Origin of the sequence: Rhizobium sp. AP16, from assembly GCF_000281735.1 — a bacterium.
Taxonomy (GTDB): Bacteria; Pseudomonadota; Alphaproteobacteria; order Rhizobiales; family Rhizobiaceae; genus Rhizobium; species Rhizobium rhizogenes.
The window spans coordinates 21973-37282 of sequence record NZ_AJVM01000001.1 but is presented as its reverse complement, the minus strand read 5'-3'; the positions used below and the strand labels follow the sequence as shown (position 1 = coordinate 37282).

Sequence of the window (15310 nt, the reverse complement as noted above, 5' to 3'; positions counted from 1 at the left end):
TCTCGCGAACGAGGCATCCCGATGACGAGCGTTCTGGCGATCACCCCATCAAGGATGACACGCAATGTCTTCACCAGGAATGCCTTCATCCTGCAGATCCTTTCTCAAGAGGTTGTCTCGGTTTTGGCTCGGACGTAGTGCCGCCAGCCGCCGAAGTCGGTGATCTCAAGCGCATCCGCAGCGGCGTGCGCCTCGCAGAGGAAACCCGACACCGCCGTGCCGTCATCCAGCGAAACCTTGCCAATGCCGAGTGGCGCGGGGATTTTCTGGACGAAGCGGCCGAAGGCCTCGGGTGATAATGCCCAGACTTCGACCTCCACGCCCTTGCCGGAAAAGCCTGGCTCGCGCAGCAACCCCGGCTTGGGCGGGACAGTTCCCGGCAATGCGAAGAGGCGGTAGTCACTCGCCGTCCGGCAGGACTTCAGCCGGTATCCGCCGGAAGAAGTGAGTTCATGGTTGAGCGGCATGCCGCTCAGATGCGCTCCGACGACGACGATCGGAACCGAGCCGTCATCGGCCTGAGGCACGCGGCTCGCCTCAGGGATAACGGCTACGCGGTCCTTGCCCATCCCGGTGTTCAAGCTCCGGTGCATGGCGTCGGCGAAGGGAGCGAGAGCATCGTCGGTAAAGGCCGGACCGATCAGCGTCACGCCCGCTGGCAGGTGACCGTTCGCGTCGAAGCCGGCCGGAATGGCTATTGCCGCGCAGTCAAGCAGGTTGACGAAGTTGGTGTACCGGCCGAAATGGCCGTTCTTCGTGATCGGATCGGCGATCATCTCCTCGACCGTATAGGTGGTCGGCGAGGTCGGCAGCATCAGGATATCAGCCTTCTCCCACTCTTCCCTTGTCTTCTGACGCAGTGCTTCGAGCTTGTATCGGCCTTCGAAGGCGTCGACCGCATCATAGGCTCTGGCACCCTCGATGATGGTTCGCACGGTCGGATCGAAATCAGCGGCATTGCTGGTAAGAAAATCCTTCACCGCCGCCAGCCGTTCGGCGACCCAGGGGCCGTTGTAGAGCAGTTCGGCTGCCTGCCGGAACGGCGCATAGTCGAAGGGAACGATGGTGGCGCCGAGGGAGCGCGCCCTTTCGATCGCGGCATTGTAGAGAGCTTCGACATCCCTGTTGCCGAAGAATTCCCGTTCATTCCCGTCGAGCACGCCGATCCGCAGCCCCGAGGCGGGCAGGCGGGCGGGAGTCGCCTTGCGCGAGAAGGGATCGACGGCGTCAAAACCCTCCATCACTTTGCGGATCGCAATGCCGTCGCCGACGGTCGCTGCAAAAATGGTGACGACATCGACACTGCGGCAGGCGGGCACGACGCCGACATTCGGCACCAGCCCAGGCGTCGGCTTGATGCCGACGAGATTGTTGAAGGCCGCCGGCACGCGGCCGGAACCGGCTGTGTCGGTGCCAAGCGCGAAGCTTGCCAGGCCTGAGGCTGTGGCAACGGCCGAACCGGAGCTGGAGCCGCCCGATACATAATCCTTGTCGAAGACCGAGCGCGGCGCGCCATGCGGCGAGCGCGTGCCGTTGAGGCCGGTGGCGAACTGATCGAGATTGGTCTTGCCGATCACCAGCGCCCCGGCAGCCCTTAGGCGTGCCACCACCGTTGCATCCTTGTCGGGACGATAGGCAAAAGCCGGGCAGGCGGCCGTGGTCGGTAGGCCGGCCACATCGATATTGTCCTTGACCGCGAAGGGGATGCCCCAGAGTGGCAGGCTGTTCGGATCGGGTGCTCGGCTTATCAGCGCCTTGGCAGCGGCGCGCAGTTCGTCGTCCGGCGTCGGTGTGATGAAGATCGCGGGGTCGTCGGAAGCCTTGCGGCGGATGATCACCTCCTCAACGAGATCGAGAGGCGACAAGCCGGATGCATAGGCGGATTGGAGCGAAGCGAGATCGAGAATGGCAGGGAGCATCAGATTTCCTCCAGCACGACGAGGACATCGCCGGCTTTGACGTTGCGGCCGGGGCCTGCGCGCAGATCGCGGACGCGGCCGGCGGCATGGGCGGTCACATTGATTTCCATCTTCATGGATTCGATGATGGCAAGCGTCTCGCCGGCCGCGACCGGCTGGCCCTCTTCGACGAGGATCTTCCAGACGTTGCCGGGCACGGCGCTTTCGACGCCGAAGCAGCCTTCGGGAATATCGCCCCCAAGCCCGGGGCCAGTACCCTCGTCGACGACGAAACTGTCGAGGCCGAGATCCTTCCAGCGCTGGCGTTCGGCTTCGAAAGCCGATTGCTGGCGGGTCTTGAAGGCACCGATGGCTTCCGCGTTGGCGGCAAGATCCGCCTCATAGGCCGCATAGGAGAATTCGCTCTCCTCGATGCGAATCGGATAACCGCCATTCGGGAAGGCGGCACGCGCTTCGGTCAGTTCCTCGTGGCTGACGGGGAAGAAGCGGATTTGGTCGAAGAAATCGAGCAGCCAGGGCTTTTGCTTGGAAAAGACCGGCGTCTGGCGCCAGGTATTCCACACCTGGATCGTCCGGCCGAAGAGCTGGTAACCGCCGGGGCCTTCCATGCCGTAGATGCACATATAGGCGCCGCCGATGCCGACGGCATTTTCCGGCGTCCAGGTTCTGGCCGGATTGTACTTCGTCGTCACCAGGCGATGCCGGGGATCCATCGGTGTGGCAACCGGCGCGCCGAGATAGACGTCGCCGAGCCCAAGGACGAGATAGCTGGCGTCAAAGACGACGTCGCGCACCGCCTGTTCGTCGGCCAGCCCGTTGATGCGGCGGATGAACTCGATATTCGACGGGCACCAGGGCGCATTGGGGCGAACGAGCTCCTGGTACTTGCGCATCGCAAGTTCGGCATCGGGATCGTTCCAGGAAAGCGGCAGATGCACGATCCGGCTCGGGACCCTCACCGCCTGCGCCGGCGGCAGGGAAGCCTCGATCTCACTCAAGAGGCCGAGAAGGCGCGTGCGGGTGAGGCCGGTTCCGTCATAGTGGATCTGCAGCGACCGTATGCCTGGCGTGAGGTCGACAAGTCCCGGAAGCTTCGCCTCCTTGACCGCCTGCATCAAGAGATGCACGCGCAGGCGAAGCGCGATGTCGAGCTGCATCGGGCCGTATTCGACCAGCAGATTGTCATCGCCCTGGCGGCGATAGACCACGGGGACCGGTCCCGCCTCGCTGCTTGCGATGATCGCGGCGCCGGCGTCAACGCCGATGCGCTTGACCACCGGCCCGGCGATCGGGTCCTCGGTACGCTTCACCGCATGGAAACGGATCTTGTCGCCCGGTTTGAACTGGCCCATTTTCCATTGCTCGTCGCGGGCAATCACCGCCGGGCAGACGAAGCCGCCGAGGCTAGGGCCGTCGGGGCCGAGAATGATCGGCATGTCGCCCGTAAAGTCGATTGCGCCGACCGCATAGGCATTGTCGTGCAGGTTGGAAGGATGAAGCCCCGCCTCGCCGCCATCCGTGCGTGCCCATTTCGGCGCGGGGCCGATCAGGCGCACGCCGGTGCGGGCACTGTTGAAATGAACCTCGTACTCGGTTGCAAACAGCGTTTCGATATCTTCCTCAAGGAAGAAATCGGGAGCGCCGTGCGGGCCGTAGAGCACGCCGACATCCCAACTGCGGGAGAGCTGGACTGGTTCATTAGTCGGCTTGGGTGCCGGTTGCGGAGCGCGGGCAAGCCGCAACACATGGCCGGCGCGAAGCGTTCCCGTCGCGTGGCCGCCGAATTGCCCGAGACCGAAGGTTGCGCGCGAGCCAAGCACCTCCGGGGCCGCAAACCCGCCCGCGACGGCGAGATAGGCGCGCTGGCCGGCACCGGCGATCGCTCCGATCGCAAGCGTCTGGCCCGCCTTGACGAGGATTGCCGTGTCGTGCGGAGCCGGTACGCCATCGAGCGTCACCGGCATGTTCGCCCCGGCAAGGGCGACCGTCACATCCGAGAAGAATTTCAGCATCGGACCGGAGACGGTGAGCTCGAGCGCTGCCGTCTCGTCGGCATTTCCGGCCAGCCGGTTGGCATGGCGGAAAGATCGCTCGTCCATCGGCCCGCTTGGCGGTACCCCGACATGCCAGAGACCCAGCCGTCCCGGCAGTTCCTGCAGGCTCGATTGGGCGCCCGGCGTGATGACCTCGACGACATCGGGCACAAAGACGAAATCCTTGAGCGCCGTCGTCGCCACATTGCCGCTCGCGAGCAGATCGGAAGCGGCGATGGCCTTGAGATAATCGAGATTGGTTTCGATGCCGGAAATGGCGCTGCCTTCAAGCGCCTTGCCGAGCGCCTTGATCGCTGCCGACCGATCCTCGGCCTTGACGATCACCTTGGCGAGCATGGGGTCATAGTAAGGGCTGACCTCCGTACCTGTCTCGATCCAGCCATCGACACGCGCGTTTTTCGGAAAGATGACCTCGGTCAGCAGCCCCGCGCTCGGCCTGAACCCGGCATGCGGCATCTCGGCATAGATGCGCGCCTCAATCGCTGCGCCCTTGGGAACGAGATTTTCTTTGCCGGTGAGTACATCCTCCCCAGCGGCCTGGCGGATCATCCACTCGACGAGATCGATGCCGAAGACGGCTTCAGTGACCGGATGCTCGACCTGCAGACGCGTGTTGACCTCGAGGAAGTAGAATTCCTCGCGTGCCGGATCATAGATGAACTCGACTGTTCCTGCCGATCGGTAGTGGGCGGAGGTGCCGAGCGCGACAGCGGCGGCGTGCAGGCTGGCCCGAACTGCGTCGGACAATCCCGGCGCGGGGGTCTCCTCGATCACCTTCTGGTTCCGGCGCTGCAGCGAGCAGTCGCGTTCCCCAAGCGCGATCACCCGGCCATGGCCGTCACCGAAGATCTGCACTTCGACATGGCGAGCCTTGGCGACGAAGCGCTCGAGATAGACGCGCGCATCGCCGAAGCTTGCGCGCGCGGTGCGCTGCACGCTGTCGAAGACCGCCGTCAGGCTTTCAGGGTCGTCGCAGAGCTGCATGCCGATGCCACCGCCACCGGCCGTCGATTTCAGCATCACCGGATAGCCGATGTCGGTCGCAGCCGTTAGCGCATCGTCGCTCGTCTCCAGCAGTCCGCTGCCGGGAAGGAGCGGCACGCCGCTTTCACGCGCCAGTTCGCGGGCCGTGTGCTTCAGCCCGAAAGCGGCAATGTTGTCGGGCGTTGGACCAATGAAGATGATGCCCTCTTTCGCCAGCCGCTCGGCAAAGCCGATATTCTCCGAAAGGAAGCCGTAGCCCGGATGCACGGCTTCGGCACCGGTCGCCTTGCAGGCGACGATGACGGCGTCGACATCGAGATAGCTTTCGGAGGCCGGCGCCGGGCCAAGCCTGACCGCCTCGTCCGCCATCAGCGCCGCCTTGGAAAAGCGGTCGGCATCGGAATAGACAGCGACGGAGGCGATACCCATGCGCTGCAATGTCTTGATGATCCGGACGGCGATTTCGCCCCGGTTTGCGATGAGAACCTTCTTGAACATGTCAGGCCTCGCTATCCCAGACCAGCACCCGGACCGGTGTCGGATCAAAACCGTTGCAGGGATTGTTGATCTGCGGGCAATTGGAGATGACCAGCAGCACGTCCATCTCGGCTTTCAGCTCGACATAGTCGCCCGGCGCGGAAATCCCGTCGACGATCGTCATCTCGCCGCTGGGTTCGATCGGCACATTCATGAAGAAGTTGATGTTGGGCACGACATCGGGCTTGCCCATGCCGTGCTTGGAGACTTCGAGAACGAAATTGTCCCGGCAGGCATGCAGATATCTGGTACCGTGGCCGAAGCGCACCGTATTGCTTTCGCAGGAGCAGGCGCCAGCCGAGGTGTCGTGCCGGCCGCAACTGTCGGCGGTCATGGTCAGCATCACCCGGCCCTCGTTCGAGATGACCTTCGTGCCGGTGGAGATATAGGCCGCGCCCTGTTCGCGCATCGTATCCTGGTTGGAATAGCGCTCGGAGACATCCGTGGCGTTATAGAACAATGTGTCGATCGCCTGCTGGCCGTATGTGTCCTCGATGCGGACCGTCTGGCCTTTGCGGATCACCGTCGAGAACGGCGCCTCGGCCGGGATGTAATGGTCCTGTGCAGTGTTTTCGAGCGTGCGGCCCGGAGCTGTCTGGATGAAATCACTCATGGTCTTGCTCCCCCTCACATCGTCGCCAGCGCGTTGTTTTCAAAACCGCGTACAGCCTCGGCAGTCGCGGTCCGGCAAAGGTCATCGGCAGGTGGTTCTACCGCCGTGACGCGCGTGATGGTCACCGGGTTCGGCCGATAGGTGGGGTCCGGATCAAGCGGGTGCGGGCAGTTGGAAAAGCCGACGATCATATCCATCTCGGCGCGCAGCTCGACATAGTCGTGCCCATGCAGCAGCTCCGGCTTCCACAGGAACGCGCCGTCCTGATCGACACGGACCGGGGCAAAGAGCGCCAGTACCGACGGAATATCCCGCTTGTCGAGCCCGGCCTTGGTGGCAAGCAGGATCAGGTTGTCGCGGGTGTTGCGCTTGCTGTCTCCATACTTCGCCGTGTTTGACGCGAAGGTGGAGCCGCCCATCAGCCCGTCATGGGCGCCGGAGCTATCTTCCGTCACCGAGAACATCACTCGGCCCATATCGGAGAAGATCACCCGGCCTTTGCCGAGCGCGGTGGTCCACTGCATCTTCACCGTATCGGGCAGGTTCAGCCGCTCGCTGGTGTCGACGGCACTCCAGGCGACGAGGGAAACCGTCGAGAAGCCATGGTCGAGGCTGACGCGGATTACTTCGTTCTTCTTGATATGGGTCGACCAGTACCAGCCACCAGGGATGACTTCGCGATGGATAATCTTATCGGGCGCGATCTCGGGCGCCGGCAACGGGCTTGCCTCCGGCAGTGCCTTGGGCGCGAAGTCGAGCCCCTTTCTTTGATGCTCTTCGTAGCGCGCGCGGTTGGCGGCTATGTCTTCCGGCGAACGTCTGACATGTGTCATGGCTGGGTTTCTCCCGACGAAGCCAGGTCGTCCCGGCGATGCCCCAGGGAAACAACCGGGCCGTCCCGGTCGGGGCTGAAGATCGACGGCTCGCCGGCAAGGCGCGGCGGCCAGATGGAAATATCCTTGGTGATAGTCGCGCCGTAGCGTTCCTTCTCTTCTGGACGGTCGCGGCGGCGTTCGAAGGCGATGACCCGGCTTGCAAGCGTAAAGGCCTCGCGCATGTCATGGGTGACCATGACGACGGTCATCTGCGTCTCGTTCCAGAGCCGTTTCATCAGCGTATGGATCTCGGCGCGAATGCCCGGATCGAGCGCGCCGAAGGGCTCGTCGAGCAGCAGCACCTTCGGTTTCATGATCAGCGCCTGGGCAAGCGCCAGACGCTGTTGCATGCCGCCGGAAAGCTGCGCCGGATATTTGTCCTCTGCGCCGGCAAGGCCGACTTCGCCGATCAGTTGCCGCGCCTTGGCGATAGCGTTGCGCCGTGCCACACCGAAGAGCTTGGCCTTGTGGCGTGCGCCGGAGAATTCCTTGCCGAGCAGCACATTGCCGAGCACGGTTAGATGCGGAAACACGGAGTAGCGCTGGAAGACGACGCCGCGATCCGGACCAGGCTCGGCCGGCAGAAGCTCGCCATCGAGCAGGATCTGGCCTCTGGTCGGCTGCTCCTGGCCGAGCAGCATACGCAGGAATGTCGACTTACCGCAGCCGGAAGGGCCGACGAGGGCGACGAAGGCGCGCGAGGCGACGGTCAGCGAGATATCCTCGAGCACGATCTGGTCGCCATACTCCTTCCAGACATTTTCGATCCTGAGTTCGCTCATGCCCGCTTCTCCAGTTCCGACCAGGGAAAGACAGCGATGCGGATGCGGTCGAGAATGTAGTTCGTCAGCACGGCAAGCAGCGTGATCCAGACGACATAGGGAAAGATGATGTCCATCGAGAGATAGCGGCGGACAAGGAAGATGCGGTAGCCGAGACCGGAATCCGACGAGATCGCTTCGGCCGCGATCAGGAACAGCCAGGCCGGGCCGAGCTGCAGCCTGAGGCAGGTGATCAGTCGCGGCAGGATCTGCGGCAGCACGACACGCAGAGCAATCTGCCAGGAGGAGCCGCCAAGCGTTTCGGCCTTGACGATCTGCTCGCGCGGCAACTCCAGCGCCTTCAGTGCCAGATCACGGATCATCGTCGGCGCGACGCCGATCACGATGAGGGCGATCTTGGAGGTCTCGCCGAGGCCCATGACGATGAAGAGGATCGGCAACAGCGCCAGCGGCGGCACCATCGAGATGACGGCGACGAAGGGAGCGAGCAGCGCCCTGAGATAGGGCAGCATGCCGATGAGCATGCCGATCAAAAGCGCCGTCAGCGTGGAGATGCCGAGGCCGGCGAAAAGCCGGATCAGGCTTGCCCAGGTGTCCGACCAAAGCAGGTACTCGCCAGTGCGCTGATCGGCGATGAAGGCCATGCGGTCGATCGCCTGGACGAAGCCGGAGAGATTTGGCAGCAGCTTGTCATTGGCGTTTTCCGCTAGCCGCGCTGTCGATCCGAAGACATAGGCGACGACGATCAGGGCGAAGGGCAGCATCATCAGGGCAAATTGCGCGCCCCGGCTCGGCTTGGTGTTGATCCAGCGCATGAGGAAAGCTCCGCTGATGAAGGGATGACGCGGCGCGGTTTTCCCGCGCCGCCGGTCGAACTTCGCTCAGAGCGCGCCGTCAGCGGCCGCCTTCATGTAGGTCTCGGTAAAGCGCAGCTTGACGTTGCCGTTGTCGCCGAGGACCTTGCCATCCGGCATCTCGATGCCGATGACATCAGCCGACGCCGCGCCGCTGCCGAGCAGACCCTTCTGGAACAGGAAGTTACGCACCAGATCCATCGTCTTCGGAAGGCTCGGCGACGCGGTGAAGGCGACGGCGTCAGTGGGTTTGTCGAAGAGCTTGGTCGCGGCGATCTGCGCTTCGAAGCCCTTGAGGTCGGTGCCGGAGGCCGATCCCATCGTCTCGCGGGCGGCTTTGCCGTCCGCCGTATCTGCCTTCATCAGCGCTGCCGTCTCATACCAGATGCCGGCCAGCGCCTTGCCGAAGTTCGGATTATCCTTGAGCACCGTGGTATTGGCGACCATCAGGTCGATGATTTCGCCGGGCACTTGCGAGCTGTCGAACACCTTCTTGGCGGTGGGCTCTTCAAGAATGGTGGAGACCAGTGGATTCCAGGTGACGACGGCGGAGACGTCGGGCGTCTTGTAGGCGGCAACCATGTCTGCGTCGGAGGTGTTGACGACCTTCACGTCACGCTCGCTGAGCTTGATGCTGTCGAGTGCGCGGGCGAGCAGGTAATGCGAGACGGAATATTCGACCAGATTGACGTTCTGGCCCTTGATATCGGCAAGGCTCGCCTTGTCCTTGAGGATGACGGCGTCGTTGCCGTTCGAAAAGTCGCCGACGATGACGGCGGTCGTGTCGACGCCGCCGGCGGCCGGAATGGAAAGGCCATCCATGTTGGTGAGCGTCACGGCATCGAAGGCGCCGGCCGTATACTGGTTCATCGATTCGACGTAGTCGTTGAACTGGGTGACGTCGATCTTGATGCCGTATTTGTCGGCCCATTTCTTGACGATGCCGTGATCGGCGGCATAGCCCCAGGGCATCCAGCCGACATAGATCGACCAGGCAACCTTGAACTCGGTCTTCTGCGCGGCATCGGCAGAGGTGCCAAAGCCCAGCATCAGCGAGGCGGTCAGGGCGGTGATGGAAAGAAGCTTCGAAAAAGTCTGCATTGAAATTCCCCTTTTTGCTTTTTGTCAAAAAGGGATCGGCAAAGACCATCGCGCCGCCAATCCCTTGGCTTACGAGGTCTCCCGGGCTTTTGTCCCGCCGTGCATCCGGTGGGATTTCTCCCCCAACCGGCGGCAGCTCTCGGACCAGCACGCTTTTCAAAGCGCCGGAACCCTAGCCACCAACTCAGCTTCTACAGAAGCAAAGGGTGTGCCAATTTATAAGCTATTGATTTTTATGAGGGTGATCCGCTGCCGGAACGCTCATTGCCCACGCTCGATCATTGTTGCTCAATATTTGAGCGGCGATCGGATCTTTCGCAGGCATGAATGCGACTGCTAAAGATCCGGTGGCGCTAGAGGCAGGCCGTTCAAAGCGCCTTTTGGCGTTTTGCCTCGCGGAAGGAAACGAGCCGGTTGGTTTTCTCGTCCCAAAGGACGAGTTTGACGCAGCGCAGGCTCTCCATAAGGGTGATGCGGCTGACATTGCCCAACTCGGGATGGTCGCGCAGCACTTCGGGAAGGCGGTAATAGGGCACCCGGCTCGACAGATGATGCACATGATGGATGCCGATATTGCCGGTAAGCCATCTCAGCACCAGCGGTAGGTCGTAATGGGATGCGCCGTGCATGGCGGCATGTTGAAACTGCCACTCCGGCGGCTTCGACCAATGCGTTTCCTCGAATTGGTGCTGGATATAGAAGAGCCAGACACCGGCGGCGCCCGCCAGCAAGACGATCGGGAGATGGACGAGCAAAAACGGAACGATGCCGACCGCCCAGATCAGCAGCGCTGCAATGACGGCGACGGCGAGATTGGTGGCCATGGTCGATATCCACGGAACGGGGCCCGAGCGCATCATGCCGAAGGGTAGCCGCTGCTTCAACAGGAAGACCCAGACGGGTCCGATGCCGAACATCACCAGCGGATGTCTGTAAAGCCTGTAGCCTAGCCGTCCCCACCAGGACTGCGCATTGTATTCGGCAACCGTGAGGGTGGTGATATCGCCGACGCCGCGCTCATCGAGATTGCCGGCGGTGGCGTGATGCTGCGCATGCGCCCGGCGCCAGTAGTCATAGGGTGTCAGGGTCAGCACTCCGATCGCGCGTCCGGTCCAGTCGTCGATGCGGCGGCGTGCGAAAAAAGAGCCATGACCGCAATCGTGCTGGATCGCGAACAGCCGCAACAGAAATGCGGCGGCGGGGATCACCAGGATCAGGCCGTACCAGAGACCATAATGAACGGCCGCCCATGCGCCGGCCCAGAGGATGGCGAACGGAACGGCGGTCACCGCAAGTTCGAAGGTACTGCGCCCGGCATGTGGATTGCGATACTTCGAAAGAACCTTGAGCCAAGCCTTGTCGCCAGCGTCGCTGGGGTGCTCAAAGGTGGACGTGGCGTTCATTGTGGTTGGTCTACCTTCTGTGCGGGCGAGGCGAGCGCTGCGGCGCTGCGGAAATAATGTTCTGCTTGCTGATAATAGGTTTCGGCTTCGATGCAATCTCCCGCCAGGGCCTTTTCGCGAGCAAGCGCGATATAGTGATCGTAGCGGGACGGCAATCGAAAGTGCCTCGATGCAATTGGTATCGTGTTTTTCATGTGGTCCGTAAGCGACCATCGAACTCGGCTGCATTCATTTTTGGGATTACAAGATGAAGAGCGGCATCGAAAATTCGGTGGCGATTAAAATGCGATATCACCCTTTGTGCTTCTCTTGGAGCACGGACAGCCAACTCAATCATTCGAGATGAGAAATCGATATCGCTGCAATGTGGCTGTTTCAAGTTCAATGATAAGGGACGTTTGCATTGACAAGAAGCGCCTGCCACGGATCAATACCGGCTAAGCAACCTGAAAATACGACGGTCTCATCGAAGGATTATCCATGGCGCATTCACTAAAGACCCAGACCGCTCCCGGTGCCGCAGGCCCAAATCAGCCGGCCCTCGATTCCGAGGAGGTCTGGCAGGCCCGCGTCGATCTAGCCGCATGTTTTCGCATGGCTGCCAGACATGGGTTGGAGGAAGGGATCTGCAATCATTTCTCCGCGGTCGTGCCGGGATATGACGACCTGTTCCTCGTCAATCCCTATGGCTATGCCTTTCGGGAACTGACGGCATCCATGCTGCTGGTTTGCGACTTCCACGGCAATGTCGTCTCGGGGACCGGTCAGCCGGAAGCGACGGCATTCTACATCCACGCCCGTATCCACAAGAACGTCCCGCGCGCCAAAGTCGCTTTCCACACGCACATGCCCTATGCCACCGCGCTCTCGATGACAGAAGGAGAGCCGCTGATCTTTGCCGGACAGACGGCACTGAAATTCTACGGCCGGACGGCGTTTGACAGGAATTACAACGGTCTGGCGCTGGACGAGCGTGAAGGCGACCGCATTGCTTCAACGATCGGGGATGCGGACATCGTCTTCATGAAGCACCATGGGGTCATGGTGCTTGCTCCCAATATCGCCGAGGCCTGGGATGATCTCTATTATCTGGAGCGGGCTTGCCAGGTTCAGACGCTTGCCCTGTCGACTGGAAGAGAGGTTGTCGCGGTTGATCCGGCCATCGCGGAGGCGGCTTATCGGCAGATGCGGGAGGGTGACCCGGAATCCGCCCGCCTCCACCTTGAGGCGATTAAGCGCACGCTCGATGTAGAAGCACCACACTATCGTGATTGATGCCTATTTCGCCTGCTGCGATATGTGGAAGAATGCGGTCACGCTGATTTTGGTTGTCAGCGCTTTACCAGATGGATGCCCGCCAAGGTGCAACGGACCGACCCGCCCGCTTTCTCGATCGTCGGGATATCAAGGGCGACGGGTTTCGCACTTTCCTCGATCGCGGCGAGCTGATGCCGGTCGAGGCAGGCGAGCGCCGTGGTCGAAAGCGCCAGGATACGGCCGTCCTTTCCCCGAAGCTCCAGGGCGTTGCCGGCAAAGTGCGCAATCTGTTCGTTCGTCAGCGCAACGATGTTCCGGCCGGAACGCTCCAGTCGGGTGACGATCTCCTGCCGTCTGGCCGGATCGGTCATCATGTCCAGCCCGATCATGGCGAAATCGGTGGCGATGCACATCAGGACATTGGTGTGATAGACGGCGACGCCATTTTCGTCGCGGGCGTCGAACACCATCGGCTCGTAGTTGAAATGGGTTGAGAAGCGTTCGAGCGCAATCGGATCGGTGCGGTCGGAGCGCACCGCATAGGCGACCCGGTCGATATGGTCGAGCACCATGGCGCCGGTGCCCTCGAGAAAGAGCCCGTCGGGTTCGAGGCCCGAATAGTCGATGACCTCCTGCACTCGGTATCGGGTCTTCAGCATTTCGATGACGTCGCTGCGCCGCTCGCGACGGCGGCTGACGGCTTTCATCGGATAGATCGCGACGTGACCGCCGGCATGGGTGGAGAACCAGTTGTTGGGAAAGACCGAATCCGGGGTCAGCCGACCGGTATCCTCGAACAGATGCACCTCGACGCCGTGACGTCCGAGTGTCTCGGCCGCCTCGGTTATTTCCCCGTGCGCCACGGAAGAGAGGTCTTCTCTGATGTCCTGGCTGCTCTGAAAATGATTGTCGGCCGCCGTTTCCGTGTTCACGGTGAAATGGTGCGGACGCACCATGACGACTGCAGAGGGTGCCTGAATGGAATAGGTTGAATGTCTGGACATCATCTTACTCCTACGCCTATCTTGCCCGCTGCAGCATGCCGAAGAGATCGCGCGGATCGTCGGGATCGGCGATGATGTCGAGGTCCTGGTAGAACCCCGTGCCCTTGAGCCGGTCGCGGACATAGCGGAGTGCGGAAAAATCTTCGACTGCGAAGCCGACGCTGTCGAACAGGGTGATCTGGCCGGCCGTGCGCCGCCCCTCCGCCTGCCCGGTGATGACTTTCCACAATTCCGTGACGGGGTAGTCCGGCTCCATCTGCTGGATCTCGCCCTCGATGCGCGTCTGCGGCGGATATTCGACGAAGGTATCGGCGCGCAGCAGGATATCGCGATGCAGTTCGGTCTTGCCGGGGCAGTCGCCGCCGATGGCATTGATATGGATGCCGGCGCCGATCATGTTGTCGGTGAGGATCGTTGCACATTGCTTATCGGCGGTGCAGGTGGTGATGATGTCGGCGCCTTCGATCGCGGATTGCGACGAGGTGCAGGCGGTGACCGTCAATCCGCTGCCTGAGAGGTTGCGCACCATCTTCGCCGTCGCTAAGGGATCGATATCGAAGAGCCTGATATGATCGATGCCGCATACGGCTTTCATGGCAAGCGCCTGGAACTCCGCCTGCGCGCCATTGCCGATCATCGCCATGGTGCGTGCGCCCTTCGGCGCCAGATGCCGTGCCGCCATGGCGGAGGTGGCGGCGGTGCGAAGTGCGGTCAGCAGCGTCATTTCCGTCAACAGCACCGGATAGCCGGTCGAGACTTCCGCCAGGAGGCCGAAGGCGGTGACGGTCTGCAGGCCCTGCGCCATGTTCTTCGGATGGCCGTTCACATATTTGAAGCTGTAGATCTCACCATCCGAGGTCGGCATGAGCTCGATCACGCCCTCGCGGGAATGGGAGGCGACACGCGGTGTCTTGTCGAACAGCTCCCAGCGGCGGAAGTCCGCCTCGATGACATCGGTGAGCTCGGCAAGCAGCGTCTCCAGCCCGATATGATGGACGAGGCGCATCATGTTCTCGACGCTGACGAAGGGAACGAAGGCTTTTTCCGATGGAAGGGGTGACGACATCACGAATTCCTCTGGCGCTAGGCTGATAGACAGAGGCTAGCGTTCCCAAGTGTTGGCCGAAAGCGCAAAACTGTGCTAATTCCGGCAGCCAATTGTACAATTTGTTCAGCCGGATTGCATAAATTTACTAGCCCGGAGTGGGAAACATGGATGTCGCGAAATATTCACCCGATGATCTCGACCGCCGCATCATCGGCCATCTTCGCGCCGACGGACGCGCCTCCCTGACCAAGCTTTCGGATGCACTCGGCGTTGCGCGCGGCACCGTGCAGAACAGGCTGGACCGCCTGATGGAGACGGGGACGCTGCTCGGATTTACCGTGCGGGTGAGAGAAGACTATGATCTGAGCGCGGTGCATGCGGTGATGATGATCGAGGTCGTCGGAAAATCGACGACGCAGGTCATTCGCAGGCTGCGCGGTCTGACGGAGATTTCCGCCCTGCACACGACCAACGGCAACTGGGATCTCGTTGCCAATATCCGGGCGGCGAGCCTTGCGGATTTCGACCGCGTTCTGCGCGAAGTGCGGATGATCGATGGCGTTGCCAACAGCGAGACCAGCCTGCTGCTGAGCAGTGTTTGATCGGGTTTCTCGGATCTGGTGGTCAATGCCGGGTCATGCGCGCGATTTTTAGAACTTGCTGAACTGCGGCGTTTCGGTGGCGGTTGCGATAATACGGCTTGCTCGCGTCCGGTCATGCAGACATTGTAGTTGAAATCGGCTTCCGGCCGTATGATGACATAGCATGGATATCGGCGGTGCGCGGCACGGGAGGCTGCATCGCCGGTTGGGAGGGGACCGAACTGACGATCCACTCGGAGGGCTCAAGCTTCGTGATGAAGCCCCGGCTCTCCTCAAC

Annotated in this window: 13 protein-coding genes and 1 riboswitch; of the genes, 2 read left to right on the top strand and 11 right to left on the bottom strand. The window is 61.7% G+C overall.

All coding sequences use genetic code 11. The features are described 5' to 3' along the window. Nucleotides 1–104: 104 nt before the first annotated feature. The 9 genes from atzF to PMI03_RS30780 form a co-directional block, all read right to left on the bottom strand. A complete protein-coding gene (atzF, locus tag PMI03_RS00175) occupies nt 105–1919 on the bottom strand; it encodes an allophanate hydrolase (RefSeq protein WP_007688703.1) in 1815 nt (604 codons plus the stop codon). Continuing rightward, nucleotides 1919–5455 carry an urea carboxylase gene (uca, locus tag PMI03_RS00170; protein WP_007688702.1) on the bottom strand — a complete coding sequence of 1179 codons (3537 nt, stop codon included), beginning with the start codon at nt 5453–5455 and terminating at the stop codon, nt 1919–1921. Before uca ends, atzF begins: the two co-directional genes overlap by 1 nt. A gap of 1 nt (nt 5456) precedes the next feature. Further along, complete coding sequence (locus PMI03_RS00165; protein ID WP_007688701.1) at nt 5457–6107, bottom strand: urea amidolyase associated protein UAAP2; 651 nt, start codon at nt 6105–6107, stop codon at nt 5457–5459. 14 nt (nt 6108–6121) lie between these two features. Further along, complete coding sequence (locus PMI03_RS00160) at nt 6122–6940, bottom strand: urea amidolyase associated protein UAAP1 (protein ID WP_007688700.1); 819 nt, start codon at nt 6938–6940, stop codon at nt 6122–6124. Beyond that, nucleotides 6937–7764 carry an ABC transporter ATP-binding protein gene (locus PMI03_RS00155; RefSeq protein WP_039973547.1) on the bottom strand — a complete coding sequence of 276 codons (828 nt, stop codon included), beginning with the start codon at nt 7762–7764 and terminating at the stop codon, nt 6937–6939. The genes PMI03_RS00160 and PMI03_RS00155 overlap by 4 nt, the downstream gene beginning before the upstream one ends. Then, nucleotides 7761–8579: an ABC transporter permease gene (locus PMI03_RS00150; protein WP_007688699.1), complete on the bottom strand. Its 819-nt coding sequence runs from the start codon at nt 8577–8579 to the stop codon at nt 7761–7763. The genes PMI03_RS00155 and PMI03_RS00150 overlap by 4 nt, the downstream gene beginning before the upstream one ends. 66 nt (nt 8580–8645) lie before the next feature. After that, nucleotides 8646–9719: a putative urea ABC transporter substrate-binding protein gene (locus PMI03_RS00145; RefSeq protein ID WP_007688698.1), complete on the bottom strand. Its 1074-nt coding sequence runs from the start codon at nt 9717–9719 to the stop codon at nt 8646–8648. 76 nt (nt 9720–9795) lie between these two features. Then, nucleotides 9796–9906, bottom strand: a riboswitch (guanidine-I (ykkC/yxkD leader). A gap of 181 nt (nt 9907–10087) precedes the next feature. Beyond that, nucleotides 10088–11122 (bottom strand): fatty acid desaturase, encoded by a 1035-nt coding sequence (locus PMI03_RS00140; protein ID WP_007688691.1) that lies wholly within the window; start codon nt 11120–11122, stop codon nt 10088–10090. Beyond that, nucleotides 11119–11277, bottom strand: coding sequence for a DUF4167 domain-containing protein (locus PMI03_RS30780; RefSeq protein WP_161600002.1), 159 nt, complete (start codon nt 11275–11277; stop codon nt 11119–11121). Before PMI03_RS30780 ends, PMI03_RS00140 begins: the two co-directional genes overlap by 4 nt. Nucleotides 11278–11602: 325 nt before the next feature. Here PMI03_RS30780 and PMI03_RS00135 point away from each other — a divergent pair, with 325 nt between their 5' ends. Next, the gene (locus tag PMI03_RS00135) at nt 11603–12397 is read left to right on the top strand and encodes an aldolase (protein ID WP_007688689.1); all 795 of its coding nucleotides are present in this window, start codon (nt 11603–11605) and stop codon (nt 12395–12397) included. 56 nt (nt 12398–12453) lie between these two features. Here the strand turns inward: PMI03_RS00135 and ctlX are convergent, their stop codons facing one another. Further along, nucleotides 12454–13386 (bottom strand): citrulline utilization hydrolase CtlX, encoded by a 933-nt coding sequence (gene ctlX, locus PMI03_RS00130; protein WP_039973546.1) that lies wholly within the window; start codon nt 13384–13386, stop codon nt 12454–12456. Nucleotides 13387–13399: 13 nt separating this feature from the next. Continuing rightward, nucleotides 13400–14449 carry an ornithine cyclodeaminase gene (locus PMI03_RS00125; RefSeq protein WP_007688686.1) on the bottom strand — a complete coding sequence of 350 codons (1050 nt, stop codon included), beginning with the start codon at nt 14447–14449 and terminating at the stop codon, nt 13400–13402. A 146-nt stretch (nt 14450–14595) separates the two neighbouring features. On the opposite strand from PMI03_RS00125, the gene PMI03_RS00120 reads away from it, so the two are divergent. Continuing rightward, nucleotides 14596–15033, top strand: coding sequence for an Lrp/AsnC family transcriptional regulator (locus tag PMI03_RS00120; protein ID WP_007688685.1), 438 nt, complete (start codon nt 14596–14598; stop codon nt 15031–15033). Nucleotides 15034–15310 lie beyond the last annotated feature (277 nt).